General features: G+C 47.9%; 24 protein-coding genes. 17 read left to right on the forward strand and 7 right to left on the reverse strand.

What is annotated here, in order from left to right:
• A complete protein-coding gene (locus M1D71_RS02410) occupies window positions 1–954 on the reverse strand; it encodes an L-lactate dehydrogenase (RefSeq protein WP_145325640.1) in 954 nt (317 codons plus the stop codon).
• 545 nt (window positions 955–1,499) lie between these two features.
• On the opposite strand from M1D71_RS02410, the gene M1D71_RS02415 reads away from it, so the two are divergent.
• From M1D71_RS02415 to M1D71_RS02440, 6 genes are all read left to right on the forward strand, one after another.
• Window positions 1,500–2,189 carry a hypothetical protein gene (locus M1D71_RS02415; RefSeq protein ID WP_458125094.1) on the forward strand — a complete coding sequence of 230 codons (690 nt, stop codon included), beginning with the start codon at window positions 1,500–1,502 and terminating at the stop codon, window positions 2,187–2,189.
• A 137-nt stretch (window positions 2,190–2,326) separates the two neighbouring features.
• Window positions 2,327–3,148, forward strand: coding sequence for a serine/threonine protein kinase (locus tag M1D71_RS02420; RefSeq protein ID WP_458125095.1), 822 nt, complete (start codon window positions 2,327–2,329; stop codon window positions 3,146–3,148).
• Window positions 3,149–3,310: 162 nt separating this feature from the next.
• Window positions 3,311–3,559: a hypothetical protein gene (locus M1D71_RS02425; protein ID WP_458125096.1), complete on the forward strand. Its 249-nt coding sequence runs from the start codon at window positions 3,311–3,313 to the stop codon at window positions 3,557–3,559.
• Entirely contained in the window at window positions 3,560–3,835 is a 276-nt protein-coding gene (locus M1D71_RS02430) for a type II toxin-antitoxin system RelE/ParE family toxin (protein WP_458125097.1), read from the forward strand.
• Between the two features lie 564 nt (window positions 3,836–4,399).
• A complete protein-coding gene (gene map / locus M1D71_RS02435; protein ID WP_458125098.1) occupies window positions 4,400–5,146 on the forward strand; it encodes a type I methionyl aminopeptidase in 747 nt (248 codons plus the stop codon).
• A 175-nt stretch (window positions 5,147–5,321) separates the two neighbouring features.
• Window positions 5,322–6,335 (forward strand): NADP-dependent oxidoreductase, encoded by a 1,014-nt coding sequence (locus M1D71_RS02440; protein ID WP_458125099.1) that lies wholly within the window; start codon window positions 5,322–5,324, stop codon window positions 6,333–6,335.
• A 126-nt stretch (window positions 6,336–6,461) separates the two neighbouring features.
• Here the strand turns inward: M1D71_RS02440 and M1D71_RS02445 are convergent, their stop codons facing one another.
• Window positions 6,462–6,947, reverse strand: a complete 486-nt coding sequence (locus M1D71_RS02445; protein ID WP_458125100.1) for a CcdC family protein — start codon at window positions 6,945–6,947, stop codon at window positions 6,462–6,464.
• A 413-nt stretch (window positions 6,948–7,360) separates the two neighbouring features.
• Here M1D71_RS02445 and M1D71_RS02450 point away from each other — a divergent pair, with 413 nt between their 5' ends.
• Together M1D71_RS02450 and M1D71_RS02455 are read left to right on the forward strand one after the other, a co-directional pair.
• Entirely contained in the window at window positions 7,361–8,491 is a 1,131-nt protein-coding gene (locus M1D71_RS02450; protein ID WP_458125101.1) for a hypothetical protein, read from the forward strand.
• 256 nt (window positions 8,492–8,747) lie between these two features.
• Window positions 8,748–9,326: a hypothetical protein gene (locus tag M1D71_RS02455; protein WP_458125102.1), complete on the forward strand. Its 579-nt coding sequence runs from the start codon at window positions 8,748–8,750 to the stop codon at window positions 9,324–9,326.
• A gap of 95 nt (window positions 9,327–9,421) precedes the next feature.
• On the opposite strand, the gene M1D71_RS02460 is transcribed toward M1D71_RS02455, so the two are convergent.
• Window positions 9,422–9,997 carry a TetR-like C-terminal domain-containing protein gene (locus M1D71_RS02460; RefSeq protein WP_458125103.1) on the reverse strand — a complete coding sequence of 192 codons (576 nt, stop codon included), beginning with the start codon at window positions 9,995–9,997 and terminating at the stop codon, window positions 9,422–9,424.
• The gene (locus M1D71_RS02465; protein ID WP_458125104.1) at window positions 9,994–10,725 is read right to left on the reverse strand and encodes an MBL fold metallo-hydrolase; all 732 of its coding nucleotides are present in this window, start codon (window positions 10,723–10,725) and stop codon (window positions 9,994–9,996) included. The genes M1D71_RS02460 and M1D71_RS02465 overlap by 4 nt, the downstream gene beginning before the upstream one ends.
• Window positions 10,726–11,155: 430 nt before the next feature.
• Here M1D71_RS02465 and M1D71_RS02470 point away from each other — a divergent pair, with 430 nt between their 5' ends.
• Entirely contained in the window at window positions 11,156–11,620 is a 465-nt protein-coding gene (locus tag M1D71_RS02470; RefSeq protein ID WP_458125105.1) for an RrF2 family transcriptional regulator, read from the forward strand.
• A gap of 279 nt (window positions 11,621–11,899) precedes the next feature.
• Window positions 11,900–12,526 (forward strand): nitroreductase family protein, encoded by a 627-nt coding sequence (locus M1D71_RS02475; RefSeq protein WP_458125106.1) that lies wholly within the window; start codon window positions 11,900–11,902, stop codon window positions 12,524–12,526.
• Between the two features lie 133 nt (window positions 12,527–12,659).
• Here M1D71_RS02475 and M1D71_RS02480 read toward each other — a convergent pair whose 3' ends face one another.
• Together M1D71_RS02480 and M1D71_RS02485 are read right to left on the reverse strand one after the other, a co-directional pair.
• A complete protein-coding gene (locus tag M1D71_RS02480) occupies window positions 12,660–13,343 on the reverse strand; it encodes an S-layer homology domain-containing protein (protein ID WP_458125107.1) in 684 nt (227 codons plus the stop codon).
• Between the two features lie 144 nt (window positions 13,344–13,487).
• Window positions 13,488–14,348, reverse strand: a complete 861-nt coding sequence (locus M1D71_RS02485; protein WP_458125108.1) for an AraC family transcriptional regulator — start codon at window positions 14,346–14,348, stop codon at window positions 13,488–13,490.
• A gap of 232 nt (window positions 14,349–14,580) precedes the next feature.
• On the opposite strand from M1D71_RS02485, the gene M1D71_RS02490 reads away from it, so the two are divergent.
• The 7 genes from M1D71_RS02490 to M1D71_RS02520 all read left to right on the forward strand — a co-directional run bounded on the left by M1D71_RS02490 (window position 14,581) and on the right by M1D71_RS02520 (window position 23,270).
• The gene (locus M1D71_RS02490; RefSeq protein WP_458125109.1) at window positions 14,581–15,636 is read left to right on the forward strand and encodes a lactonase family protein; all 1,056 of its coding nucleotides are present in this window, start codon (window positions 14,581–14,583) and stop codon (window positions 15,634–15,636) included.
• 242 nt (window positions 15,637–15,878) lie between these two features.
• A complete protein-coding gene (locus tag M1D71_RS02495; protein WP_458125110.1) occupies window positions 15,879–17,273 on the forward strand; it encodes a helix-turn-helix domain-containing protein in 1,395 nt (464 codons plus the stop codon).
• A 293-nt stretch (window positions 17,274–17,566) separates the two neighbouring features.
• The gene (locus tag M1D71_RS02500) at window positions 17,567–19,444 is read left to right on the forward strand and encodes a rhamnogalacturonan lyase (RefSeq protein WP_458125111.1); all 1,878 of its coding nucleotides are present in this window, start codon (window positions 17,567–17,569) and stop codon (window positions 19,442–19,444) included.
• A gap of 483 nt (window positions 19,445–19,927) precedes the next feature.
• A complete protein-coding gene (locus M1D71_RS02505; RefSeq protein WP_458125112.1) occupies window positions 19,928–21,007 on the forward strand; it encodes a sulfate ABC transporter substrate-binding protein in 1,080 nt (359 codons plus the stop codon).
• An 87-nt stretch (window positions 21,008–21,094) separates the two neighbouring features.
• Complete coding sequence (gene cysT / locus M1D71_RS02510) at window positions 21,095–21,931, forward strand: sulfate ABC transporter permease subunit CysT (protein ID WP_145325621.1); 837 nt, start codon at window positions 21,095–21,097, stop codon at window positions 21,929–21,931.
• A 67-nt stretch (window positions 21,932–21,998) separates the two neighbouring features.
• On the forward strand, window positions 21,999–22,874 hold the full coding sequence (gene cysW, locus M1D71_RS02515; protein WP_458125113.1) for a sulfate ABC transporter permease subunit CysW: 876 nt from the start codon (window positions 21,999–22,001) through the stop codon (window positions 22,872–22,874).
• A gap of 156 nt (window positions 22,875–23,030) precedes the next feature.
• Entirely contained in the window at window positions 23,031–23,270 is a 240-nt protein-coding gene (locus M1D71_RS02520; RefSeq protein ID WP_458125114.1) for a YezD family protein, read from the forward strand.
• Between the two features lie 29 nt (window positions 23,271–23,299).
• On the opposite strand, the gene M1D71_RS02525 is transcribed toward M1D71_RS02520, so the two are convergent.
• The gene (locus M1D71_RS02525) at window positions 23,300–24,838 is read right to left on the reverse strand and encodes an extracellular solute-binding protein (RefSeq protein WP_458125115.1); all 1,539 of its coding nucleotides are present in this window, start codon (window positions 24,836–24,838) and stop codon (window positions 23,300–23,302) included.
• Between the last annotated feature and the right edge of the window lie 102 nt (window positions 24,839–24,940).

Raw genomic sequence — 24,940 nt, forward strand, 5'->3', positions numbered from 1 at the left:
TTATGCCAATGTCAGACGATTGATGTTACCTGATAGGATTTCACAGGAATTGTTGAATTTCTCACGTTCCGTGGCATCCAGATTCAATTCGATAATCTCTTGTATGCCATTTCCGCCGATGATGGCGGGAACACCAACGCAGACGTTGTGCTGCTCGTACTCTCCGTCCAGAATAGCCGATACAGCGATGATTTTGTGTTCGTCATTGAGGATGGAACGGGTGATGTGTGCGAGGGCGTTGCCGATCCCGAATTGAGTAGAGCCTTTACGGGTAAAGATCTCCCAGCCAGCATCCTTCGTTTTACGTGCGATATCGTCCAGATCCAGATGTTTGAAACGCTCCTTGTGCTGATCCATAATGTGCATAATCGGTTTACCGCCGATGGTCACATGCGACCAGGCTACGAACTGGGATTCTCCATGCTCCCCGAGAGCATAACCATGCACACTGCGTGGGTCGATGGAGAAGACTTCAGACAGCAGTGTTTTGAGCCGTGAAGAGTCAATGGACGTCCCTGTACCGATGACATGCTCACGCGGCAGGCCTGATAATTTCCATACCATATAAGTTACTATGTCAACCGGATTAGCAGCGACGACAAAAATCCCGTTAAACCCGCTGTTCATGATCGGAACCACGATGTCTTTGGCAATCGACTCCGCTTCCTCCAGAATATCCAGCCTTGTCTGTCCTGGCTTGGGATTCGCCCCGGCAGTTAAGATAATCACATCCATATTGCCGCAATCGGCGTACGTTCCTGCATATACTTTGGTGCGGTTATGTGTGAAGTCCATACAATGGGAAAAATCCAGTGCCTGTGCTACAGCACGGTCATACGTCCGGTCCACCATCATAATTTCCCTGCATATCGATTGATTAATCATGGAATACGCGCAACTCGAACCGACAAGACCCGCCCCGATCACCGCTACTTTACCTGATTTTCCTAACACTGCCGTTCAGCCCCCATTTACATTGATATTTATTCATCACTTACGCGTCCTATGTTAAGTATAGTCCTTTATTTTATGCTCAAATGCACTTCTACGTTACATAAGATAACACATGAAAAAGTTATGCAGCAATGATATCCACTATCGCGGGAGCGTATTGGAGCAACGGAGTTAACAAAATTGACATGGATAATTCATGATCATATGATTTGACGGCGTTTGCACCTGTATCATTCGACATGACAGCATTCATGCTCATTGTCGGATCGAGGGTTATTTGTGCGAATCATATACCTGACAAAAGTTCTTAGGAATCCGCAGAAACAGAACAAAACCGCCAAAGGGATCTGCCGAGAGGCTGACGAATACATATGGACAAGCAAAAGAAAAACACACTTGATCTCTTAGACAGGTTGCCCCGATCCGATGACGGTTCCAAAAAGGAACGCTGAAGCCATAATGTTCTTATCCAAGAATCAATTTCATAACTCACTAAAGGTATTATGAAATTGATTCCCAAAAGACTTCATTCCGGGAGGGAATTAATGATGATTGAAGAAGCAGGAGCAACGACGGAAACGGCCAAGAGCCTGGGCATAGGTGCCAGTACTCTTCGTAAATATGCGGCGGCACTGGAAGAGCAGGGATACCGGTTCGAACGGTCCGCCAACAAATCCAGACTATTCAAATCAGTTGACATCGAGTGCATTGAACGTCTGATGGCCGAACTCAGAGAGCATAATCTGCCCCTCGCTGATGCTGTTGTGACTGTATTGGCTCCGGATCTGCCCGAAGTAGGTGTACCTGTAGTGGATGTACCTGTGGTGAGTATCGAGCGTATGTCAGAGCCGGAATGCGCAGCAACATCGATGTCAGCAGTATTCCCTGAACAACCTGAAGTAACGGGTAATCTGAGATCCTATGAGGGTCTGGGACAACTGGTAAGTGAGGTGACTTATGGTGCTGTGGAACAACAACAGGATGATCAGGTACAGTTGTTGCAACAGCGGGTTGATGAACTGGAGCTGACACTTCAGCATCTGGCAGAGACACATATGGCGCTTCAGGAACAGATGGAGAAACAGCGCTTATGGATGAATGAGAAGCTGGAGGAAGAGCGGGATCGTGAACTTGTGACCAACCTGCGCAGCTTTCAGGAGAGAAAACGCAAACCCAAAGGAACATCACTGCGCATGTTGTTCGGACTTCTGCCCAAGAAGCATAAGGAAGCCTGAAGCGACAGGTTCTTGCCCTTCCGTGATTTTGCAGTAGCAGCCTGATATAATAAGCTCCATACAACATGAAGACTGGCAACGGACTGCTCGGTATAGAAACAGACTGAGTGGATCAGGGAGCTGGCATGGGAGGATCTGTGGAGCTGCGACGAAGTTGGCAAAGATTGCTCGGGCTATGGACTGACCGTCCTCGGCAAGAAGGAACGACCATCGCTGAGCGTTATACGATACAGGCATTGCTGGGTATGGGGAGCTATGGGCTGACATATCTGTGTACGGACGACCGAACCGGAAGGGAAGTGGCGTTGAAGGAGTCCAAGCCCAGCAAGGGCAGACTCTCTGCGCACTTATTGGAGCGGGAGGCGGACGTGATGAAACATCTGCACCATCCGGCGATCCCTGATCTGTTGGATATGTTCACATCGGGGAGACGAAGTTATATCGTTACCGAGTATGTCCGTGGACAGACATTGGAAGAATGCATATTCGAGCAAGGTCTCCAATATACGGAGCGGGAATGTCTGGAACTGGCAGGTCAACTGCTAGCTCCGGTGGCTCATGTGCATGAGCAAGGATATATTCATGGAGATGTGCGTATTCCTAATGTTATTTTACGTGAAGGGACGGTTCATCTGATTGACTTTGGCTTGGCAAGAAGCTTGGGGGAGCCGTTGTTGCCGGAGCTGAAGCGACGTATGCGAGAAGTACCTGAGCCTGAAGATGAACCGGCTACACCGGATCATGATCTGCAGGACATCGGACACTTTCTTCTCTTTATGCTGTATTCCGCCTATGAGCCAGAGAAGGGCCGAGAACCAGCCAGCTGGCAGGAGGAACTTGATCTTACGCCGGAATTGCACCACATGCTGGAGCGACTCCTTGGACTTCGCCCGGGTTATAAGGGTGGAGCGACGGAGTTACTGGCAGAGATGGACCATGTGTTGGAGAAAGTAAGATGAAATAAGTTCTACAGGTGAACCCATATTTATTATCCGGGACCTCTTCGTGTTATATCTGTAGGGGTCTTTTTCCTTTTATCTGTTAAATTCATAACGTATCAAAACAGTGGGGTGAATGATATAATGGTTAGGAACTAAACGTTGTAGGAGGCGATTCCTCATATGCTTAAAAAACTTGAAGGCGATCATGCCGAATTATTCAAAACATGGTTTCATAGCAAAGAAGACACCATTGTGGATATCGAAGGTAAGCATTATTTAATCAAGCCGCTGGAAAACGTGGTTCAGGAAGAAATAGAAAGTGATCTGGAGCTTAAAACTTTAATTACGCAAGCTAAAAAGGATATTTCTTCGGGTAGGGTCTACTCTACAGATGATATAATTGACGCAATTGAAAAAGGAAAGTTATAGATGTTGATCAAGTGGACACCTTCAGCAAGACAGGCTCTCGCTCAAATTGGAAGTGTTCGTTTCACTCAGGAAGAGACAAAGCTCTATAAGATTCAATTAGTTCGGAGAATTGAGATGAAGGTGGCTGTCATGGCGGAATCCATGCCAGCTCAGGAACCATCCTGGCAAGGGACATACCGGATCTTGGTTGATAAATTTAAAGTGTATTATTCGTTCTCCATGGATAAGCGAATTTGCTACATTGAGGCATTAAGACATCAAAATCAGCAAAATTGATACATACTGATAAATAAAAGGAAACAATCAAAAGGGGTGTTCTGCTGGCCGTAAGTACGGCTGACGAACACCCCTTTGTTACATATTCTTTAGCGTCCACTGAGCTGGAACGATCATTACTTATTAAAAGCAGTAATGACAGCAGCTTAGCTGGAGCTATATTTTCTGCTTTTGTAATAACCAGAGCCGCTGCGGCTGTCTCTATATTTCACATCCGAAGAAGAATAGCGCTTGTAGGAACGCTTGCCGGAGGAACTGCTGTGACGTTTATATGAGCGCCTGTCCGAGGAGCTATAACGTTTGCGGTGAGATGAAGATTTGGAATCAATAAGTTTACCAATAATCTTTTTGAACATGAGCTTTCACCCTTTCGACTTCAACTGTTTTAAGCATATACGCGGCCAGATATGAACGGGTTTCGAGTTTTTTATGGAAAAGTATATTCATTGGACAAGGGCCACGCGTATAATAGGATGTTGCTGATTACACGGAATTTTTTATTTTGAGCGTTTCGCGTTACAATAGAAGACAGGATAAGATCTTAACGGACAAGGAGTAGTTGTAATGATTACGTTGAAGACCAAAGAACAGATTGAATATATGAGAAAAGCCGGAGAAATTCTCGCCGCGTGCCATAGAGAAATTGCGAAAATGATTCGTCCAGGTATTACGACACAGGAGATCGATCAGTTTGCAGAGTCTTTTATGAAGAAAAATGGCGCTACGCCGGAACAAAAGGGATACAACGGATACCAATATGCGACATGTGCGTCGGTTAATGATGTGATCTGTCACGGGTTCCCGGGGAAATATGCACTGAAAGACGGCGATATCGTCACAATCGATATGGTGGTTAATCTGAATGGCTGGCTGGCGGATTCGGCTTGGTCTTATGCCGTAGGTGAAGTGACTCCGGAAGCACAACATCTGTTGGATGTAACCAAAACCTCCTTGTACAAAGGGATTGAACTTGCCGTAGTTGGCAACCGGATCGGTGATATCTCCCACGCCATTCAGGTGTATGCAGAAGGTGAAGGTCTATCGGTTGTACGTGAGTTTATTGGACACGGCATTGGGGAGAAGATGCATGAGGAACCACAAGTCCCTCACTATGGTCCACCACATCGGGGTCCACGTCTCAAGGAAGGCATGGTTATTACGATTGAACCGATGCTGAACATCGGTACGTACCGCAGCAAGCTGGATTCGGATGGATGGACTGCGCGTACTATGGATGGCAGTCTGTCTGCCCAGTATGAACATACGATTGCGATTACAGCAGACGGTCCTGTGATTTTGACAGCACAATAATTAGCTAAAAGCAGCTACAATGTGACGATATTTGCATATTTCAAGGCGGCCCACGTTTGTGATCCGCCTGTTTCGGTTTAAACTATTAAGAAGTGATAACACAGAGCCAGTGGTGAGTGATTTCAGCTGACAAGGGTTAACCTTGCGTCCACTTGGCAACAAGGAGGTAATTTTGGTGTCTGTAAATAAACAGATCGTACTTGCGTCTCGTCCCGAAGGTGCCCCATCGAGAGAGAATTTCAACTTCATTGAAGCACCTCTTCCTGAACCGGAAGCTGGGCAAGTCCTGGTACGTACATTATATTTGTCGGTTGACCCGTACATGCGGGGCCGCATGAAAGATACGAAATCTTACGCTGCACCGTACGCTTTGAATGAAGTGATCAAGGGTGGAACCATTGGGCAGGTTGTGGAATCTTCGGAGCCGAATCTGCGCAAAGGAGATCTCGTATCCGGCATGTGGGGCTGGCAGCAATACGCCGCAGTGAATACGGCTGATCTTTCGCTGATTGATACCGAAGAAGCACCAATCACGGCTTACCTGGGTGCGCTGGGCCTGACGGGTCTGACGGCTTATTTTGGTATGGAAGACATCGGCAAACCCAAGGACGGCGAAACGGTAGTTGTATCGGGAGCGGCCGGAGCGGTAGGCATGATTGCAGGTCAGATTGGTAAAATTGTAGGAGCACGCGTGGTTGGTATTGCAGGCTCTGACGAGAAGTGTGCGTATCTAAAAGAAAAGCTGGGCTTCGACGTGGTCTTAAACTACAAGAAGGAGCAGGATATGTCAGCAGCCATTGAACGGGCTTGCCCCGATGGCGTGGACGTCTACTTCGATAATGTGGGCGGTGACATCTCGGATGCAGTGTTGCGCCACATTAATCGGAATGCACGTATTCCGTTATGCGGTCAGATCTCTTCCTATAATCTGGAGAAGCCGGATATCGGCATGCGTCCACAGACGTTGCTGTTAACGAACACAGCATTGATGAAAGGCTTCCTGCTGGGTGATTACACGAAATCCTTCAAGGAAGGCCGCGCCAAATTGGCGAAATGGATTAAGGAAGGTCATATCCAGTATGAAGAGAACATTGTGGACGGGTTCGAACAGACACCGGAAGCATTCATGGGTCTCTTCTCGGGAGATAATCTGGGCAAGCAGCTGGTGAAGGTTGCAGATCCTGAATAGATATCGAATGGTTTACAGCTTCAATCTCCAACGAGGTTGAAAACAAAAAAAGACATGTTCTGTACACCAATGGTGTAACAGAATGTGTCTTTTTTTGGTGAACCTGTGCGTGGTCTGTGTATGTGACTAGTGTTCCGCCACCAGCACTTCTTTGTAGTGTTTGTACATATATACACGCCAGCGTACTATCATGCCGAAGGCCAGCAGGAAGAATAATCCGCCTGTCTGCGGAATACTTACATATCGCTGAATGACTTCATGCAGGATCAGGCGTACAGCCAGCAATCCGAGCAGAATGAAAGCAAAGCTGCGGGAACGCGTGGCATAAATCTCTTCACCTACGCGTTCAAACCGTGTACTGCGAATGAGGGGATACGAGAACAGGAACCAGCCCACCAGCAATGCAATGAATGCCCAGAGTAGAGGAACATGTGTCTCCGGTACAACAAACATGAGAAATCCTGTGCTCATGCCGAGCGGAGGAATAAGGATTTTGCGAATGGTCACCGGTCTGTGACTGGCTTTCATGCGGATGAAGATGGCAAGCAGGGCCATGACGAGCATACCCACGGTTGCCCCGATTTGCAGGTAGTACGGACTGATTTGAGCCACGTAGAACTCCCTCTTTCTGGAATAATATGTTATCCGGAGATCCGGAAACCAGTACGAATTGCCGGAATTTTCAGTTCCTATTATATCACAAACGCAGAAAGCCGATAGAAAGCTTAGTGTATCATATACCCGATCTATATTCACAGGGTGTATTTGAAAATTTTGTATTATTGTGCCCGTTGTAAGGCCGTTTATTCGATTAAGGGGAAATCGTGCAATGATTGGGCAAAAATGGATATCTATTAAACTCATCGGTTCACATCATAGAGGGATTCTGGGTATTCAAAAAGAACCGGGTTATGGAAGTCGGCGGTTACAAGCGCCATGACCAAGAACAGCAGAAATGGATTGGGCTGATCTATCCGCCGATCCGGGCAATATACCTTGGAACAGAGCAAGGAGGAAGGTGCTTCATGAAAAAAAATTACAGGCCAGTCACGATGTGGACGTTGGCTTGTTTTACAGTGGTATCGGTGGTGCTGGTTGTCCCCTGGATTATGTGGCAATCCCAGGCCCCGGTTCCGCTTAATATCATGATTATTGACAAGAGCAGACCGGACTTGTCCTATCAGGGACACAAGGGATTGGTCTGGCTTCTGAATCAACAGAAGATCGTACAACATACAGGGGAACACTACTCGTATGAAGAGGATTATTATGGCTATGACATTCAGGATGGTCTTATTCAGATGAAGCGATTGCTGCCTGATGAGGTGACGGACACGGATCTGATCTATCTGACGGCGAATCGGAGTAGCCTGTCTACACCGAAGAATGAACGGAGACAAGATGCAATCTATGAAGGATTAACGATATATGATGTGCAGAAGATTCGCGAAGCGGCTTATAAAGGTGTAACGATTGTCGCCGAATACAGCGCATTAGCGAATACAGCTTCCAAGATGACAAGGGAGCAATTGTATCCCACCTTGGGAGTGGGTAGCAGTGGATGGCAAGGAAAGTCGGTATCTAATCTGCAAAGTAAGGGCGAAGTACCTCGGTGGGTTCGGACGAACTATGAGAAGCGAGAGAAGAAAAAGTGGCCTTATCACGGGGCTGGCATTCTGCTGGCGCATGTGGATGGACAGGTCATGGTGCTGGAGAAAGGCCCAGATGTGAAGACAAGCAATATACAGGTTGCATTTACACCGGAAGGCAGAGATTGGAGCGGCATAACGCAGGATATTCATTACACTGGCTGGTTCGATATCATTGTGCCGCAAGAGAAGAATTCCATACTGGCCTGGTATAAGACCGATCTGACGGAGACAGGCAAGCAGAAGCTGGGGGATGCTGGGATACCCGCGGAATTTGCTGCACTTGTCCGATCCGATGACTATAATCGATCGTACTACATGGCAGGGTCCTTCGGAGAGATGAAGCATTATTCTTTCTGGCGCCGAATCCGAGGCTGGGATGTTATCCGGGCCAAGCTTACGCCAGATCAGAAAGATATTCCTGACATGTTCTACTGGAAGGTGTATGTGCCAGTGATGAAGCATATTTTGCAGGAGGTAGAGGAAGGTCGGCAGCAGTGGCCGTAGGGTGGTTGTAGAGAAACCGTTCCGATGATGAGAGGACAGAGAAAGGCCGTTCCACCTAGGAGAGGAACGGAGATATACATAATAGGGATTTATGAAGCTACGAGCAGAAGCTTGGTTATAGGCATCGTGTGAAAGCAAAGTCATATCGCCATGTGCAATGCAAGTTGTAGCTCGATCCGTACCTGTACGTACGCTAGTGATTTTGATCGTCACCCCAGTTCCCTTCTGTATTAAAACAATTAGTAAAGAACACAATATGATGAAAGAGGAATTTAAAGTGGGTGTTTATGTGTTAAAAGTAATTGGTGTAACTATAGCAGTACTATTATCAAATCTATGGTGTTTATCAGTACATGACAACGAAGCGATTATGGAAATAAACAAAGTAACGGATTTTAATATTTATGTACCAAAGATAATGAAATCTGCAACCCATTATGAAATAAAATCACCTGAACACCGTGCTTCAAAAATAGATTATATTTTAATCAATTATTTTGACAAAAACGATCAATATGTTTTTGGAATTAGACAACTGAAAAACAATTCTATCGTTGAAAAGGAACTCGTAACAATAGACATCAAAACGGGATCAGAACAATCAAAGATGATCCCGTATAAAGTTCAATTAGAGCCTAATGGGGAACGAGTAGATATTAATGGGAGTACTGGTTGGTATGTTTCATATATAGGGAAACAACCCACTGGTGGGATTCTGACTTGGATTCAGGAAGATACTTATATGGAGATCGATACTTCTAAATTAGACAAAAATTCAGTAATAGAGATCGCTAAGACAATGGAAAAAGTGAACGGAAAACAAAATAAGAATTGATGTATGTATGGGATGCTCCCTATATTCGATCATGGGATTGCAAGGTTAAAAACACTGCAGAGCTCTGCAGTGCTTTTTTTGTGATTGCCGCGGATCTACTGCTCCTGATGAAGATGATGGAGTCCATGCAGAAATGCAGATACGGTCAGACGCAGACTTTCGTCTGGATCAAAGTTCATGCCGAAGCCGCCTTGTGCCTCAATGGAGGCAAACCCATGGCAGAGGCTGCGCAAACCACGAACGGCATGCAATGCTTCCGCTTCGGTTAGCGGGTAGGGCTGCAAGGTATGAAGCAGCAGTTCCAGCGTGGCTGTGCTGGCCGCGGCGAGTTGTGGCTCCTCGCGGTCCGGGGCATGAAATGAGGCTTCGTATAGCCCAGGGTGCTCGCGGACGAAGCCGATGTATGCCGCGGCGACGTCCTGAATGGCTTCGTCGCCGGTACGGTCTGCCTTAGCCGCCGTTAGTGCATGGCTAAGCTGTTGTACGGACATCAGCGCCATTTCCTGGCGAAGCCCGGGCAGTCCGCTGATGTGGTTGTAGAGCGACGGCGAGCGCACATCCAGCCGCTGGGCCAACGCGGCCAGTGTCAGCGCCCGAAAGCCGTCGCTGTCAGCAAGCTGGGCGGCGGCGCTGAGCAGAGCGCCGCGATCCAGCCCTTGCCGGGGGCTCACAGTTGCCCCCCGGCAAAGCCGAGCCGCTGCTGTGCATCAGCGGTTGCCGCGCGCATGGCGGCAGCGGGCTGGCGCAGCATCCGTCCGTGGCCTACCGCCAGCACGGACGGTTCCAGCTCCGCCAAGCGCTTCGCGCTGGCCAGAGCCGCTTCGCGGTTCCACGTCGCCAGCGCGGGGAACGGGAAGAGAGGGCGCACGCGGCCGGATACAGCCAGGCCGCCTTGCAGCTGGTACGCGTCGCCAGCGATGAGCACGCGGCTACGCGTATCCATGAAGGCCATGTGCCCCGGTGTATGGCCTGGTGAGGCAACGGCAACCAGTGAACCAATCCGGTCGCCGTCATCCAGCAAGTGGTCCGGCTGGGTCCGAACCGCTTGAGGTTTGGGAACACCGCCGCGCACCGGGGTCTGTGGCTCACCTGGGAGTAGGGAAGTATCTCCCGCCAGTAGCCGGGCATCCCGTCTGGAGATGAAGACTTCCGCTTGGGGGAGAGCCTCTTTAAGAAGGTCCAGTGCACCGATATGGTCGCTATGAGCATGAGTTAGAATGATTCTGGTGATGGGTTTGCCAAGGGACTGGGCAGTTGCCAAGATCCCCTTGAAACTAAAGGGCATTCCGGCATCAATTAAGGTTAATCCATCTTGCTCTTCAACAAGATATACGTTCACAGGGAAGAGCTTTGGAAGGAATGTAACTTGAATGACATCAAATTCTCGGGTAAGGCGCATCGATAAACCCTCCTTAAAACTAATGATATTAGTATCATAACTAATGTCATTAGTTTTAGCAATACCTGTTATTCTTTTTGATCGAATAAAAAAAAATTTAAATAATGATGCACTTTACAAAAAAAGCGTTTTCAAATTGAAGATTACCGATTATAATAATCACGTAAGCCCTTTCATATGTCTATCTTATTGGAGCCCTTCGCGTAGCGAAAGGCTCACTTTTTTGTTCTTTTTAGGTTGAAATGGCGATAGGATGTGTCCTCTTGGCTTGATTTTGTAGAGGGCTGTAAGTATTGGTATAACAGGAAAAAACACGTGTGATTCCATCTTGAGTGAAAGTTGACAAACATAACTGTTATTCATATAATGACAGTTATACTTACCTTGGGTCGAAGTCCATCGGTGTAGTATGCCGGGAAGGGAGTGAGTTATGAACAGTGAATTTACCATTGCGGTGCATTGTCTTGTTTTTCTCTCAATGAGAGATGAGTGTATGGCCAATAGTGAAGACTTGTCCCAGAGTGTGGGTACGCATCCGGCCAGAGTCCGCAAGGTACTTAGTGTTCTGCGCAAGCATGGTTACCTCACAACGAAGGAAGGTGCTCATGGCGGGTACTTGCTTAGCCGTACAAGTGAGGAGATTAAGCTTGGAGAAATGTACAGACTCGTTGCTGGCGGTTCACTTGGTCCGAACTGGTGTTCAGGGGAGTCCGGGTCATCGTGCGTGGTATCTTCCAATATGCAGGCCGTGATGGGGAACATTTACGACGGAGGCGAAGAGGCACTAAGCGCCTATTTTGATCGTATATCCATAGAGGATGTGAAGCAGCGTATAGGTCATGGAGAAGCATGTAACTTGTCGCTGGATGGATTGCCTGGCAAAGAGAAGTCCTGACGGATTCGACAACCATGGTCCTTTTTGATGTGACCTTGGTTTAGTCAGGCCTGGTGGACAGGTTCGTGATCGACTGGTTATGGAATGGGCGTATGCTCCGGTGAAAGATCCATTGAATGGTTTCAAGCGATTCCGGGCATAACGTGAACACAGATGAGGAGAGGTCGTCTGCGCTGATGTTATTTTCGGAAGGCAAGCCTTTGGTAGAGTTGGTATCAAAATCGCCTTGCGAATGTAAAAAAGAAAAACAAACAAAATAGAGTCTGGGGAGTGGAACACATGTCAGGCATTGAAAAAAATGAAACACTTCGCGTTATTAGCGAACGTCATGCGGTCAAAAAATACGAAAAAGGTTTTGAATTGCCTGAAGCTGATCTAAACGCAATCTTGACAGCAGCTGGGGAAGCACCGTCTTCATGGAACCTGCAACATTGGAGATTCCTCGTGATTGAATCCGAAGCGGACAAAGCTAAATTGCTCCCAGTTGCTTATGGACAAAGTCAAATCACAGACAGTTCCGTTACAATTGCTGTTCTCGGAGATCTCGAAGCGAACCGTAACACGGTGATCTATGATCAAGCTGTGGAAGCTGGCGCATTGACTGCTGAGATTCGCGACGCATTGGTTGGGCAGATCAACGGTGCTTACCAAAGCCCGCAAACGGCTCGCGATGAAGCGATCCGCAATGCTTCCTTTGCATCCCAAAATATTATGCTTGCTGCACGCTCCCTGGGTTACGACACTTGCCCGATCGGTGGATACAATCCGCAGAAATTGATTGAAACCTTCAACATTCCAGCACGTTTTGTGCCAACATTGTTAATCACGGTAGGTAAAGCTGCACAGCCAGCCCACCCATCAGGACGTTTACCGTTGTCCGAAGTTGTAGTTAAAGGTTCTTTCTAAGTTAAAAAGCTAATCTGATGATTACATCAGTCATATAGGTATAATGCAGACAGCCGCACATTCCTGTTAAAGGAAGATGCGGCTGTTTGGCATATGTGGGTTCTACCGAAGAGGCAGCTTTTTCATAGAAATATTACTTCTCAGGTGTTTCCGGGATTTGCGGTGCATGGAAAGATTCCAGATACTCGATTGCGTTATACATCATAACGGCTGCTTCGGCACGAGTAATCGTTTGTTTGGGATTGAAGTTGCCGTCGGCATCCAGTGCATTGATTTTGAGAACCAGAGAGCGCTGTATGGCACCTTGATACTCTGGCGTAAGTTTCTGTTCGTCGTTAATGTCCACAGGTTTGATATTAATCATCGGCAGACCGCCTTTGGCTTCAATGCCTTGCATCAGGAACAGGGTGTACTGTTCACGAGTGAGCGCTTTGGACGGATCAATATCCTGTGACATCTGAATTCCATTATATTGGGCGCGGATAAATGAATCACTGTACCATACGCCATCTTTTACATTAGAGAAGTGGTCACTTGGCAGTGGCTGTTGGATAAAACGAATGGTGTCCAGATTCAGATTCAGTCCGTCGGCAATTAATTGGATGCCTTGAGCGGTATTTAACTCCTGTTCAGGCTTGAACAAGCTGTCGCTCACGCCTTGGATGAATCCATCCTGATGAAGAGATTCGATTTTGTCCGCTCCTGCCACGCCTTGAATATCCGTAAATTGGGCTGGCGCCGCGTTCATTGGTCCTGCACTTAGAGAGAGCGTGAGCAGAGCTCCGGCAGTTAATGCAGCAATCATATTTTTTTTCATGATAGGTTCGCCTCACTTTTTCAGGGATAATCCTTTATATAAAAGTTATTTGCTCCTATAGACGACCCTTCTGTACAAAAGGTTGCTGCAATTTTCCAACTGAATTCATGATCATTCAGAAAGGGTTAAGTGAAGGCACGGCCTCTAACCTTTGGATTTATTTCGATAGTCCGTGGGCGAACGTCCCATCATTTTGCTGAACAGACGGGAGAAGTAGTAGGGGTCCTTGAAACCAAGCTCGGAACTGATCTGCTTCACGGTCCAATCGGTAAAGTCCAGATAGCGACAGGAATGCTGGATCTTGAGCCGCAGAAAATAATCGATGGGCGAATGCCCGGTAGCTTGCTTGAACAACTGTGAGTAATGAGGGACAGACAGCCGCGCGTGAGTTGCCAGTTCCTTGAGAGTGATTCCGTTCTCCAGATGCTTCAGCATATACTGAACAGATTGTTCGGCCGCACGTTTGCTACTGACGACCCCGCCATCTGTTCCTGTCGTTTCCGGCCCATAAGCAAGCATACCAAGCATATAACCAATAATCTGGGAGGCATAAGTCATTGTCTGTATGGAGTAACCCGTCTCTAACGCGCCGTAACATTCATGGAAAAGCTCAAGCCATTTCTGAGCCTTGGCCGGTGGCATAGTAGAAATATGATGGGTCAACAATGGTTCTATGTAGGATAAAGCGTGATCGCCGCGTAGATGAATCCAGAAGATGCTCCATGGTTCAGCTGCGTTGGCACCATACACATGAGGAATATGTGCTGGCAGTATGATGAGGTTTCCCGGGCGGACTTCATACGTCTTGCCGCCATCTATCGTATACCAGCCTGTGCCTTGGGAACAGTACATCAGAATATGTGATTCACAACCATCGGGACGGTCACGGTAATGATGTTCTGCTTCGTGAAAGTAACCGATATCCGTAACGTATAACCCGGACGTGACTGGATAAGCTGCGGCTTCTTGCAGCAGCGGGTCCGGAAGCACAATGAGTTTTTGCATACGAAATCCGTCAGATTTACGCAGTAGGGGTGGTCTGTTGTTAGGTCTCATACTCTGTATTATGGTGAGAGGGTATAAGGGAGTCAATGACAGAATGAGAGCGCCCACTGATTTTGATATAATTTAGAAAGCCACGTTACAGGAAGTGAAGCAGTTGCCCGTGAATTGGGTAAGTACATACCAGTGGGAAGAATCAGACCAATGAAAATACAGGATAAGGGAGAGATTAGATATGGAACCAGTCACAACTCAGGAAACGTTTTTCTATACAGGTACGTATGCTTCAGCGGATGAACCGGGCATATTCCTATGTGCGCTGAATACGGATACAGGAGAGATGCGAATCGTGAATCACATGGAGGGTGTGAGCAATCCTTCTTATCTGGCGGTATGCCCGGACGCAAACTGTCTATATGTGGCGAGTGAGACAGACGAGGGAGAAGTGTTGGTTTATCGGAGAGATGCGGCAACGAGTGAACTGCACCTGATGGATCGAAAGCAGACCAGAGGGGCTTCCCCATGTTATGTGTCTGTCTCGAAGGATGGTCAATGGGTATTCACATCCAACTATAGTAGCGGCAGTGTCAATGTATTCCCGGTAGGCGATCAGGGGACGCTCGGTGAGATGAGTGCATGGGTGGAGCACACGGGAAGTGGAATCAACGAAGAACGCCAGGAAGGGCCACATGCACATTCCATCCAGCCAGATCCCTCCGGACAGTATGCTGTCGTGTGTGACCTTGGCCTGGATCAGATTATTGTGTATCGCTTGGAAGAAGGACGTCTGGTTACGCATCGTGAGACGAATCAGCGGCCAGGCGCTGGCCCAAGGCATCTTGTGTTCCATCCCAACTCCAAGTGGGCTTATGTAATCAATGAATTGGACAACACGGTTACGGCATTCCTGTACGATGAGCGCAGAGGTGAGTTCACTACGTTGCAGCACATCTCGACACTTCCAGAAGGGCATAAGGGAGAAGGGACGGCTGCGGACATCCGTGTATCTCCATGTGGTCGTTTCCTGTATGCATCCAATCGGGGAGATGACAGCATCGTGCTCTATCACATTGATCAGGAGAGCGGTAAGTTGGAAGCCGTAGAGTGGACGTCCACGATTGGGCAGACACCGCGTAACTTCAATCTGCTTCCAGGTGGCATTCTAGTGGTGGCGAACCAGGATAGCAATAACCTCGTAGGTTTCCAGATCAGTGAAGAAGACGGGCGTCTGACACATAACGGGTTCAAGCTGGAACTGCCTCGTCCGGTATGTATTGCGCCTGTGGTATGAGTTGTAATACGGTGAATTGAGAAGTGTAAGTGGAATATTACATCTGAAAAGTGATCTATAGCTGTGAAATCATGGAGGAACGCATGGTTTTACAGCTTTTTTTAGTATTTTTAAGGGATTAACTTGAAAATAGTGGCAATTATCACATTTTTTTATTGACCATCGTTCGAACGTTCATTATGATCAGAATATATGGTGATGAAACCTAAAATCTGGATGTTGCACGAAGGGTGGTGCTTTCCTTGGAACCTGCAAATTCAATTCGGGAGCAATTAACCCAGTTTATCGATAAGAACAACATGACGCTCTCCCGATTCTCGGAAGTATCTGGCATTAATACAGGCACAATTAGCCGTATTTTACATGGGAATCGTCCCATATCCGTGAGCCAGCTAATAGCGATCTCATCAGGAATGGGCGTGGCAGCGGATCATTTTTTTGCCGACTATGTGGAAGAATGTTTCGCTTATTCCGTATCCATGCGGCGGATCAGACCGTTCATTCTCCGAAGTGCCGAACTGAATCGGCTGGACTGCATTGAGCAGATTCTTCATCGGCTACTGGACGACCTGGATTATGCGACAGAACTATTTGAGATGGCAGAACAATTGTTTGAACAAAATCAGTGGTCTAGCGCGGCATTGTTATATAAGAGTGTGAGTGAAGTTGAGAAATATCAGCATTCTGAACGGCTTGCCATGTGTCAGTATCGCATGTTTCTAATTGGACAAGGTGAGAACCTGGAGGAAAATCTAAGGACGGCTACCTTGTTCGAGCCCTATGTGGATCGACTGGATGAGTCGTATCAACTGGATGCGCTGAAACATTTGATTCATTCTTTCGGCTCAGTGCATAAGTGGAACAAAGTTAACGAACTTGCCAACAGAATGCTTCATTTAGCCCAAATACATTATGAGGCACCTAGAAATCGTAAACGTAAGGATCAAGAGCTGAAACGAACAGAGCGACCAATATACTTTTATATATTGTACTCCTGGTTAATTCAATCTACCGTATATGAGGAACACAGGGACTATGTCCGAGCACTCGACTTTGTGAAGTTATATGCTGACGGACAAAGATGGGTGAAAGAGGACGATGAGGAATCCCGTCGTATCTTGAAGCAGTTTGAAGAGTGGGCTGTGGCTAATACGTATCTCTATCGTTTAATGTCTGGCGAAGTTGAAGTCATTCCCGATTATGTAGACTATATTGAGGGACGTAAAGACGAAATTTTCATCGCCCTTCGATATATAGTCCAAGCTGCAAATAAATTTGGCGTTAACATTGATCACATTTTGGATCGTTTCTCCGACTATATCCCCTTACGTACATACAAGACTGAATTTGGGGAGTACAATCATTCAATTATGGGTGAGAATTACGCACAGTTTTTAAGTGATTTAGGAGTATATAATCTTACAAAACATCGGCGTAATGCAATTAATCTAATTTTGGAAGGTTTGCATTTTTCAGTTAAAATAAATAGTGATCGGAATATCATCACGTGTATGACCCTGTTTGAGCAATACAGGGATCAGGCCGATTCAGTTGCAAAACAAAAATTCAAATCTCTAACAAGTGAGGTGCATCGGATTAATGCAGAAAAAATGGTCGTTACTTCTATTTCTATGTAGTTCCATCATCATAAATCCTGAGCTTATAGTGCTGATGGGACATGGATGGGGTGGAGGCTAAACAGTCGAAAAAGAAACATTGCACCAATCAATCTTGTTTTAAATGATATACGTTAGTTAGAGCCGAGGGAGAAATCCTTCGGCTTGTTTATGTACTAACCACATAATTACTAAATTAGACCTATAGATGGAATTATATGTTTAATTTAAAATGAATATATTAAAGCGCTTACATAAGAGATGGCGCTACAAGGGCATCGGGCTTACCAATACAATTGGGGAGGCAATTGTTTATGGGAAATCGATCATCACTGTGGAAGCGCACATTACGTACAGCCGGAGTATCGTTGTTGAGTTCCGCGTTGTTGGTTACTTCGCTTGGCTTGGGCAACACGCCTGTAACGCATGCAGCGGGTGCAAGGCAGATGGAATTTCTGGATCGCGGTGTGGTGGCTGTAAAGACCGGGACAGGTGTGTTTGTCAGTTGGCGACTCTTGGGTACGGAAGGTTCGAATGTATCGTTTAACGTCTATCGGGATGGAACCAAGGTGAACGCATCGCCCATCACGAACAGCACCAACCTTCAGGATGCAAGTGGGACAAGCAGTTCCAAATACACGGTTCGTGCTGTAGTCAGTGGAACGGAGCAGGCTGCTTCAGCGGCAGTGAGCGTATGGGGCAACAACTATCTGTCTGTACCGCTTAATGTACCCGCAGGTGGGACAACGCCCGATGGAGTAGCCTACACCTACAGTGCCAATGATGCCAGTGCAGGTGACCTGGATGGTGATGGTGAGTATGAATTGATCGTGAAGTGGGACCCCTCCAACGCCAAGGATAACTCCCAGAGCGGTTATACGGGGGAAGTGTTTATCGATGCCTACAAATTAAACGGAACACGCCTCTGGCGAATTAGTCTGGGCAAAAATATCCGTGCGGGTGCTCACTACACCCAGTTCATGGTCTACGATCTCGACGGTGACGGCAAAGCCGAGGTCGCGATGAAAACAGCCGATGGCACTAAGGATGGCACTGGCGTGGTCATCGGGGATGCAAGCAAGGATTACCGCAATTCCAGCGGTTATGTATTGTCTGGCCCCGAATTCCTGACGGTATTCAATGGACAGACTGGCAAAGCGCTCTCCACGGTGAACTACGAGCCAGCACGTGGCAATGTATCCAGTTGGGGAGACAACTACGGCAATAGGGTAGACCGATTCCTTGCTGCCATTGCTTACCTTGATGGAGAGCGTCCAAGTCTGGTGATGGCTCGCGGGTATTATACGCGCAGTGTGCTTGTGGCCTATAACTGGCGGAATGGACAGCTGACCAAACAATGGACATTTGATTCCAATACATCTGGCAATTCCGGTTATGCTGGGCAAGGCAATCACAATCTGAGTGTGGCGGACGTGGATGGAGATGGGAAAGACGAGATCGTCTATGGTGCCATGGCGGTGGATGACAACGGCAAAGGATTGTACACGACAGGACTTCATCATGGCGATGCCATGCATCTGAGTGACCTGGACCCGGATCGCCCCGGACTTGAGGTATTTCAGGTTCATGAGACGCCATCCAATGCCGGAGTGGAATTCCGTGATGCAGGTACTGGCCAGTTAATCTGGGGAGTCAAAACAACGAAGGATATTGGACGCGGCATGGCGGCGGATATCGATCCAAGATATAAAGGCGCCGAAGTATGGGCAGACGGCAGCCTGTACACGGCCAAAGGGCAGAAACTCGGAACAACCCTACCTTCTTCCACGAATTTTGGTATCTGGTGGGATGGTGACTTGCTCCGTGAACTGCTGGACAGCAACCGAATCGACAAGTGGAACTATGCCAACAGCACGACGGTGAACCTGCTCACTGCATCCGGCGTATCTTCCAATAACGGAACCAAGTCTACGCCGAATCTGCAGGCCGATCTGTTCGGGGACTGGAGAGAGGAAGTGGTATGGCGGACGAATGACAGCTCAGCGCTGCGGATCTATACCACAACAGCAGTTACGGACAAACGCATCTACACGCTGATGCATGATCCGGTGTACCGTCTTGGCGTCGCTTGGCAAAATGTAGCCTACAATCAACCGCCGCACACCGGCTTTTATCTCGGAGAAGGCATGAGCACACCACCGGTACCCAATATCCGGTATGCGGGCAGATGAGGAATGGACTAGGCGTGGCAGTCCAATTCCGTTCATGTTTACAATAGACAGTGAAGGATAAGAATCGCTGAGGGGAACAACGGACGTTGGTTCGTTGTTCCTCTTTTTTTGCCAATGGTGCAGAAATCCGGTAAAAATCGGAAAAAACGTTTGACAGGTATATAGACTGCCTTTATTATACGTATATAACTTACTAAACAGGTAGGAATAATAAAAAATGAATCTGCTTTCATTGTGAAAGCGGTCATTTTACAGACACATGCAACAATACAACCTGAACAGAATAACGTTCTCACCGTATAGACGGAGGAACACCGCAGCGCATCCTTTCCGGATGGAGCATGCACGGCCTTAAGCCGGCATGACTTTATGGGGAGAAGTGCGCGGGGGTTCCTCCGTCTTCTTGTTTTTTTATGGGGCGTTCCATCCTGTTCAGCCGGCCTGAGGTAGTCATGCAGATCTATATCGGGGGAGTGTTATTTAATGAAAAAGAGAATTCACAAGGGTATTCTGGTTGGTCTGGCACTGGTGTTAACAGGAGTTCTGGCAGCATGCGGATCGGATAGCGGCGGGTCCAGTGCGGCAGGAACATCAGGGGGAGCGGAAGGCGGCACAGAAGGGGCCAAGGCCATCGAACTGCTGAATGTTTCCTATGACCCAACGCGGGAACTCTATGAGCAATATAACAAAGCGTTTGCGGCGCATTGGCTGAAAGAGAAAGGTCAGGAAGTGACCATCAAGCAATCCCACGGGGGCTCGGGTAAGCAGAGTCGTTCTGTCATTGACGGACTGGATGCGGATGTGGTGACGCTGGCACTGGGATACGACATTGATGCGATTGAAGATAAAGGTCTGATTAACGAAGGCTGGCAGGATAAATACGAGCATAACAGCGCGCCGTATACCTCTACGATTGTATTCCTTGTACGTAAAGGCAATCCAAAAGGCATCAAGGACTGGGATGATCTGATCAAAGGGGATACACAAGTCATCACCCCGAACCCCAAAACGTCCGGTGGAGCACGTTGGAACTATTTGGCGGCATGGGGATATGCCCTCAAGCAAAACAACAATGACGAAGAGAAGGCGAAGGAATTCGTTGGAGAATTGTTCAAGCATGCGCCTGTACTGGATTCGGGTGCGCGCGGGTCTACGACGACGTTTGTTGAACGTGGCATCGGTGATGTGCTGCTTGCCTGGGAGAATGAAGCTTTCCTATCGGTAAAAGAGTTGGGTCCGGACAAATTCGATATTGTTGTGCCTTCCGTCAGTATTTTGGCTGAACCACCGGTTGCGATTGTGGACAAAAATGCAGACAAAAAAGGAAGCCGCGACGTGGCGGATGCCTATCTGAAATATTTGTACAGTGAAGAGGGACAGACGATTGCTGCTGAAAATTATTACCGCCCAACGCTGGATAGCGTGGAGGAAAAATTCAAGGATCAGTTCCCGGCGCTTGAACTGTTCACATTGAATGATGTATTTGGAACATGGCGGGATACCCAAGCCAAACATTTCAATGACGGTGGTATCTTCGACCAGATCTATGTTCCAGGCAGCTAAGGTTGCTCTGTTCAATGGACACCTGATCAATCGCGCTGTGAGCGGCCAACCAGCCTTACCGGCTGAAGGCAGAGAGGATGAACGTGCATGAGCAAGGTGATGGTGGCGCGGAGACGCACATTGCCGGGATTCGGATTAACGATGGGTTACAGTGTACTCTACCTGAGCCTGGTTGTACTTATTCCATTGGCTGCGCTGTTGTTTAACTCCACAGGGCTGACGTGGGCAACCATGATTGAGGTTGCGACCAACCCCAGGGTGCTAGCTTCCTTCCAAGTCAGCTTCCTGACCGCAGGTGCAGCGGCCCTGATTGATCTCGTGCTGGGGCTACTCCTGGCATGGGTGCTTGTTCGGTATGAATTCCCGGGCAAAAGGCTGTTTGATGCGGTCATTGATCTGCCCTTTGCCTTGCCGACGGCAGTAGCAGGGGTTGCCCTTACGGCGATCTATGCCGGCAATGGCTGGATTGGACAATTTGTAGAGCCTTTGGGTATTAAGCTGGCCTATTCACAGGCCGGGATTACGCTGGCACTGATGTTTATCGGAATTCCATTTGTGGTACGTACAGTGCAGCCTGTGCTGGAGGAACTGGAGGCGGAGGTAGAAGAGGCGGCTGCCACACTGGGAGCAGGGCGATGGCGGATATTCCGTACCATTCTGCTGCCGGATCTGATTCCGCCGCTGCTGACCGGGTTTGCTCTGGCTTTTGCCCGGGGCATTGGCGAATATGGCTCCGTTGTATTTATCTCAGGCAATATGCCGATGAAAACGGAAATTGCCCCCTTGCTGATCATGGCCAAGCTGGAGCAGTTCGATTATGCAGGTGCTACAGCTGTTGCTTTGCTGCTGCTGCTGGTTTCTTTCATCCTCTTGCTGATTATTAATTCCTTGCAGCGTTGGAGCCGGAAGGCGGGCAGAGCATGACGATGAAGCAAGATGGAATAAGGGGACAAACAGATGTCACTCACCCAAACCAAAGGAGGTGCAGCATATGGCGGGTTCCGTCCCACTGAGCCCTGTTCCACCCATAAAGACCGGCCGTGGAACAAACCGTGCAACGACGGAAGCTCCATGGGTCAAATGGTTGTTAATCGGATTGGCAAGTCTGGTGTTGATATGGCTGTTGATTCTACCGTTGGTAATCGTGCTCATGGAGGCGTTGAAGCAAGGCTGGGGCGTATATATCGCGGCTCTTACCGAACCGGATGCCATGTCTGCGCTGAAGCTTACGTTATTGGTTGCGGCGATTACGGTACCGTTGAATACGGTATTTGGTGTGGCTGCTGCCTGGGTCATTACCAAGTTCCAGTTCAAAGGCAAGGGGCTCATGATCACCCTGATTGATCTTCCCTTTTCGATCTCGCCTGTGGTGGGCGGGTTGATTTTTGTATTGGTCTTTGGTTCGAATGGGTGGTTTGGGCCGTGGCTGTCCGAGCATGATATCAAAATCATTTTTGCGCTGCCGGGCATTGTCATTGCAACGTTGTTTATTACCTTCCCCTTCGTAGCGAGGGAGCTGATTCCACTGATGGAGGACCAGGGAACCAGGGAAGAGGAAGCAGCGGTTACGCTGGGTGCTTCCGGGTGGCGAATCTTCTGGAGTGTAACTTTACCCAACATCAAATGGGGGTTGCTGTACGGTATAATTCTGTGTAATGCCCGTGCTATGGGCGAGTTCGGAGCCGTGTCTGTGGTATCAGGACATATCCGCGGAGAGACGAATACGCTGCCGCTGCATGTGGAGATTTTGTATAACGAATATCAATTCTCGGCTTCGTTTGCCGTGGCGTCCTTATTACTTATTCTGGCTCTCGCCACGTTGCTGCTCAAGAGCTGGCTTGGACACAAAGCGGTTTCAGAAAAGTGATTATGAGAAGAAGAAAATACAGATTGACAGCTACTGGAAGCCCTGCTAATGTATAAACCAAGTATATAGGTTGGATAAGAATGAATTATAAATCAGTTGGATGACAACGCATCGAGGACTATAGCGGGCAGTAGCCCGAGAAGAGGAGGCGGCTCTATGGCTAAGCCGTTAAAAGTGGATGAGGTATGGTTGGACCGAATTGCCGGACAGCTGAATGACATGGAGTTTGGTTCATTGCACATCGTGGTACACGAAGGTCAGATTGTGCAGATGGAGCGGACCGAGCGCAAGCGTTTTGAAAATACGCCCTCAGGTAGCACCTCCAAATCCGGCAGCACTGCACGAAGCACTTCACCCCGATCCCTGCGCGGATCGAATGCGAGTGCGAAGGGATAGAGAGTGACGTCGCTTCCAATACGTCCCGCCTATTGGGCAGGATTTGTCTCCAAATTCTCCTTAGACCATTTATTCGCTTCAAGTAGCACCTGTTGCCCACCTGCATCCATGAATTCTTCCACAAAGGTATCGAAATACCCCACAGGCTGATCGCCAGTGATGATGGAGATGTACGCTCTGTCTCTCATGCGAATCAACTCAGATGAATATTGAATCAGAGCAGGGGTTGCAACCTCCAGGCGATTATAGATACCATGCTCCGTCAACCCTGCAGATGCAGCCCACTGTTCACGTTTGTCCGAAGGCGTACCTGGAACCATCATGCCGATACTTGAGCCAATCATATTGGTGTAATTCTCCATACTGCTATATGGAGGAAGTAAATGAAACGATCTTGAAGGTTCAGCGCTCCAGTCCCAGTGCTTTCCTGGAAGGCCATACTCCATTTTGATCTGCTCGGCCGGATCGGGGTTGGCACTTACATAATCCAGTATCTCCAGAATTTTCTCCAGTTTCCCCGGCTCTTTCGCAGCCTCAGCTCCAATAGCAATAAAATTCATCAGCAGATTATTTCCTTTAGAACCGCTATGTCCATCCGGACCAATAACAGGAGAACCAAATACAATCTCTGCAGCTGCGTTCTTCTGTAGCAGCTCATTCACATTAAACGAGGCTTTTACTGGGGTTTCTTGGCCATTTTCGTTGGGGACACTGTAATCTCCTGCTTGATTCCAATGATAGTAGTTGCCCATCGAAGTCATCCCAATTTTTCCATTAATAAAGGCATGGGATAGATGCTTATAGCCGCCTTTATTCTCGCCGGTTATAAATTCTTGGTCGATAATCCCGTCCCGATACCACTTTTTCATATAAGTCAGGGCCTTTTTCATCTCAGGCTCCAAAGCGCCGATTACGAGTTGGTTGTTCTTCTCATTAAAGTACAGCTGCTCGGTAAAAACGGACTGTCCAAACGCGCCAAATACAACATTTAAGCCCTCCTTGGATAGGCCATACGTATCCTGTTTACCATTTCCGTCCGGATCATCTTTGGCAAAAGCATACATAACCGTTTCGAATTCATCTAATGTCTTCGGAACGTCCAGACCAAGCCGCGTAAGCCAGTCCTCTCGGTATACGACAGGGGTTTGATAGATGTTAGTCTGATTGATGACCGGAATCCCATATAAGCCGCCGTTTATTTTTCCGTACTCCAAGTAACGTGAATCATAATCGCGAATTCGCTTTACAATATTCGGTGCATGTTCTTCAAGAACATCCGATGGAATTTCTGCTAATACCCCTTGCATCTGATACTTGAGCAGATCATGCGGCTGTCTGATTCGGAACAGATCCGGTATCTTCCCTTGAACCAGCTCCAGTTCCATCAGCTCTTCATAGCGCTTGTTCTCAAGGTTCCACACCTCCAGATTGACATCAAACTGATCCTCAATATAGGTAATCATCTCAGCGTTCTCAGGAACAGGGACATTTTGATGCATGGTCCAGGAAATCGTGTATTCCGGTGCTGTGTCCTTCTCAGAGCTTGCTGAATGTTCCTGCTGTTGCACTTGTGCTGATTCCCTGTTTAGAACGGTACAACCGCTCATCAATCCAATAAGAATAGATGTAGCAAACAATAGATATAGTTTTTTTGAAAGGTTGAGGTTCAT

The sequence above is a fragment of the Paenibacillus sp. Z3-2 genome, from assembly GCF_054161325.1.